Below are 3,782 nucleotides of genomic sequence, written 5' to 3' on the forward strand. Positions count from 1 at the left end.
TGTCTGTAATGCTTCACAGTTCATGTTGGGGAAGTTAATGAGCTTTCTTTCACCCTTATTTTCTTCCCTCCGGTAGCCAAGGTCTATCTTTTGCTACCGTTCTCTTTCTGGTTAGTCTAAACTCCAGATCCCCAGTTGACAAGCTGGGGATGCGGCATCGCGGGAAGTGGTTAGCGATCGGGTATTGGGGCAAGATCTGAGTATTAACGTTCGTAGCAAGCAATAAACTCGCGCACGACCCAGCCCGATCCGATATTTGCCCATGGTTTGCCGCGATCGTCTATGGTAATTTCAAAAATCTGCACTCTTTTACCATTGCGAATTTTGCCCACTACATTACCGCCAGGATAGCTGCGGATGTTTAAAGGCGTGCCAGTCGGATCGGCAACTTTACAAATAGTTTCGGCTTTGACAGGGGCGACTGCGATCGCCGAACTCGCGATCGAGCAAACGATCGCCACACTTGCAATTTGTTTGATTTTAGATAGCATCATCATGTATGGGAAAATCTTTATTTATCGATTTATACAAGTAGAATCTTGCAGTTTCCGAAAGCTTGCCGCTTACGACTGCGAACATTTCTAGATCCAATCGCCGACGAGTTTCTACTGGGCTTGATGTTAGGAAAAGTCAGGAGAAACTCGATCGACAAGTCAGATCCGATCCCGAAAAAACTCGATCGCAGTAACTCGATCGGATCTACTAGCTAACTCGACTAATAATTGGCAGTAGCGAGCGTTAAATTTCACTCAACTCTGGCTGGTACCATCGTAAATTGCTCGATTAGTGCGGGTAGATGCTCGGGATTGAGGCACTCCATGTATTTAGCTGCCATCGTTGGCGTGAGCAATTCGAGCATCAGCCGATTTTCGACCCAAAATTCGACTACATCGAAGAAACCATCGCGGCTGCATGGATACACTCGCCAGCCTTCTCTTTCGCCGATGCGTTCGATTTCTTCAAGATTGGTAGGCACGGAAATGGCGGCATGAAATGGGGTGTAGTTGGCTGTTTGAGCTTGGATTTGAAACCCTGCCTGTCCTTCCAGAACATCGGGAATTAGTTGAGTACCGATCGGGTATAGTTCGATGCCAGTGCCAAATTTATCTGCGGCTAGCGTCATATAGCTGCCGGGATGGGGCGGGAAGGGAATTGCCGAGCCTTGCAAGATTTCGGCCAGAACGTTGGCGACGTGTTGGGGATTGTTAACAGCAACAGAAATATGGTGAAGCATGATGTTTTCCTCTAGGCGATATTGGATGTGGTCGTTCGTTCGACCATGTCCCTAGTATCAGCCCAGACCACTTGTGGAACCAGACGAGATATGGATAGATAACACTTAACTTAAGTTGGACGCGATCTCGATCTCCTCAAAGATTGGCATTACCTACCCTTTGGGGTGTTGACTGCAAAGGTGCGATCGGCTTAAGTCAAACTTAAATGAAGTAACTGAAGGATATTTGGGTCGGATTCTATACAATGGGATCTCGAAATGTTTTCTATTCTATTGCTATTGCTCGAAGTCCAAACTGCAATGAATGCCAAAAAAAGCCGCCGTCGCGGGGTCGTATTATCATTAACCGGACAACAGAAACTCGAAACCGCACGGAGACAAATTGAAAAAGCGGAGCGTTATGGCGACAGGTTGACGTTAGATGAACTCAGCGAACGCACGCAGCTAGCCATCAGCACGATTACCCGCGTGTTAGAAGCCCAAATTGGGGTTGATAAACTAATTTGGCGATCGCTGCGAAATGCACCGCCTCTAGACGATTTATTGCGGGATTTGATGGCATTTTTGAACCCCGATCTATCGCCGCCAGTAGAGCTGCGGCATTTGCTGCAAGGGTTGCAAACGGGTCGCTATTTAGTCATCCTGGATAATTTGGAAACGTTACTGGATGCCGAGCGGGTGGGGCAGTTTCGCAGTGGTTACGATCGATATGGCGAGCTGTTGAGATCGATCGGCGAAGTCGCGCATCAGAGTTGTGTCATCGTCACCAGTCGCGAAAAACCAGCGGATGTAGCGATTTTAGAAGGTGATGGTGCGGCGGTGCAGGTGTTGTCACTGGGTGGTTCGGCAGATGCGGCGCGGGCGATTTTGGATGATAAGGGCTTAATTGGGACGATCGAGGAACGGCAATTATTATGCGATCGCTATAGCAATAGTCCCCTCGCGCTGAAGATTGTCGCCACTTCGATTCGGGATCTTTGCAATGGTTATATCGAACATTTTCTTGGCGAAGATACGTTTATTTTTAATGGCATTCGGTTATTACTCGATCGACATTTTCAACGGTTGAGTGCGATTCTCTAACGAGAGGCTTCGCCAACGAAACTAGCATTATGTATTGGTTGGCAGTCAATCGGGAAGGCACGACAATTGCCGAGTTACAAGTCGATCTCTGTCCGAGTATTTCTAAAGCCAACTTGCTAGAATCGCTAGAAAAATTAGCGCGGCGCAGTTTGATTGAAACCATTCCCGTCAATCGGTATACGCTCCAGCAAGTGGTAATGGAATATGTCACCGATTGTCTGGTCGAGCGATCGAGTGCGGACTTAATAACAGGTAACTTCACAACTGGAACATCCCCATTCGAGACACACGCCTTCTGCAAAACCACAGCCAAAGACTTCATTCGCGACAGTCAAATGCGGTTGATTTTACGCCCGATTGCCGATCGACTTAAGGCCGCATTTCCATCGATCGATCTGCTCGCACAGCATCTCAAACAAGTTTTATCTGCCCTTCATTCCACCGAGTCTCAGCTACCTGGATATGACGCGGGCAATCTCATCAATCTTTGTGGCTATTTACAGCTCGATTTAGTGGGAGCCGATTTTTCGCAGTTAATGGTGCGCTACGCCGACTGTACTCAGGTCGATCTCCACCACGCAAACTTTACAGGGGCGACGTTCTCTCAGCCGAAGTTTACCCAAACCATCGGTAATGTCGTTTGCGTGCGCTGGAGTCCCGATGGCAGTTTTTTCGCAACGGGCGACGATACCAGTCATGTTTATCTCTGGCACGTCCGCGATGGGCAGCCGTTCGCCACTTTATCGGGGGAATATGGGTGGATTTGGTCGATCGCCATTAGCCCGGACAGTCATACGATCGCCATGTGTAATCGCGCTATGGCAATCTGCTTGCGATCGGTAACTGGAGACTCGATCGCTCGGTTGGAAGGGCATGGCGAGATGATTTGGGCGATGCAATTTACGACAGATGGGGAGTTCCTCGTTAGTGTGTCTGGCGATCTCACTGCCAAAATTTGGCACATCCCCACCCAGAAATGCGTGCGGACGCTAGCCAAACATACAGACTGCTCGCGCGGGCTGGCGGTAAGTGCTGACGCGAAATACATCGCAACTGCCAGCGACGACCGTACTATTTGCCTGTGGGATTTTGCGACGGGTGAGTGTTTGCAGCAATTAACAGGTCATACCGATGCGGTGCTGTCGGTGGTGTTTAGTCCAGATGGACGGTTACTCGCTAGTGGTGGTGCTGATGGTAAAATTTTGCTCTGGCAAGTGCCGACGGGTGAATGCGTGCGATCGATCGACGCTCATAGTAATTGGATTTGGAATCTGCGCTTTACACCCGATGGCCAAACGCTAATTAGTGCCAGTCACGATGGATTAATTAAGTTTTGGCAAGTCACGACAGGTAGCTGCGAACGGACGATCGGCGGGCGAATGCGCCAGATCTGGTCGGCAGATTTGAGTGCCGATGGCAAGACACTACTGTGCGGTAGCAACGATCGCTCGATCGAGTTATGGGA

General features: G+C 49.2%; 4 protein-coding genes. 2 read left to right on the forward strand and 2 right to left on the reverse strand.

The window, feature by feature from the left end; all coding sequences use genetic code 11:
* Positions 1–203: 203 nt before the first annotated feature.
* Both C7B77_RS25875 and C7B77_RS25880 read right to left on the reverse strand, forming a co-directional pair.
* Positions 204–497: an SH3 domain-containing protein gene (locus C7B77_RS25875; RefSeq protein WP_245894422.1), complete on the reverse strand. Its 294-nt coding sequence runs from the start codon at positions 495–497 to the stop codon at positions 204–206.
* 248 nt (positions 498–745) lie between these two features.
* Positions 746–1,234, reverse strand: a complete 489-nt coding sequence (locus C7B77_RS25880; protein WP_106311756.1) for a hypothetical protein — start codon at positions 1,232–1,234, stop codon at positions 746–748.
* A 258-nt stretch (positions 1,235–1,492) separates the two neighbouring features.
* Here C7B77_RS25880 and C7B77_RS25885 point away from each other — a divergent pair, with 258 nt between their 5' ends.
* Both C7B77_RS25885 and C7B77_RS25890 read left to right on the forward strand, forming a co-directional pair.
* Positions 1,493–2,317: a hypothetical protein gene (locus C7B77_RS25885; RefSeq protein ID WP_106311759.1), complete on the forward strand. Its 825-nt coding sequence runs from the start codon at positions 1,493–1,495 to the stop codon at positions 2,315–2,317.
* Positions 2,318–2,346: 29 nt separating this feature from the next.
* Positions 2,347–3,782 (forward strand): WD40 repeat domain-containing protein (locus C7B77_RS25890; protein ID WP_181244039.1); only part of this gene is annotated, 1,436 nt, incomplete at its 3' end.

The organism is Chamaesiphon polymorphus CCALA 037 (assembly GCF_003003845.1).
In the GTDB taxonomy this organism is placed as follows: domain Bacteria; phylum Cyanobacteriota; class Cyanobacteriia; order Cyanobacteriales; family Chamaesiphonaceae; genus Chamaesiphon; species Chamaesiphon polymorphus.

Coding starts and splice junctions, on each gene's coding strand:
- C7B77_RS25875 (WP_245894422.1), bottom strand. CDS start 497: ATGATGATGCTATCTAAAATCAAACAAATTGCAAGTGTGGCGATCGTT.
- C7B77_RS25880 (WP_106311756.1), bottom strand. CDS start 1,234: ATGCTTCACCATATTTCTGTTGCTGTTAACAATCCCCAACACGTCGCC.
- C7B77_RS25885 (WP_106311759.1), top strand. CDS start 1,493: ATGTTTTCTATTCTATTGCTATTGCTCGAAGTCCAAACTGCAATGAAT.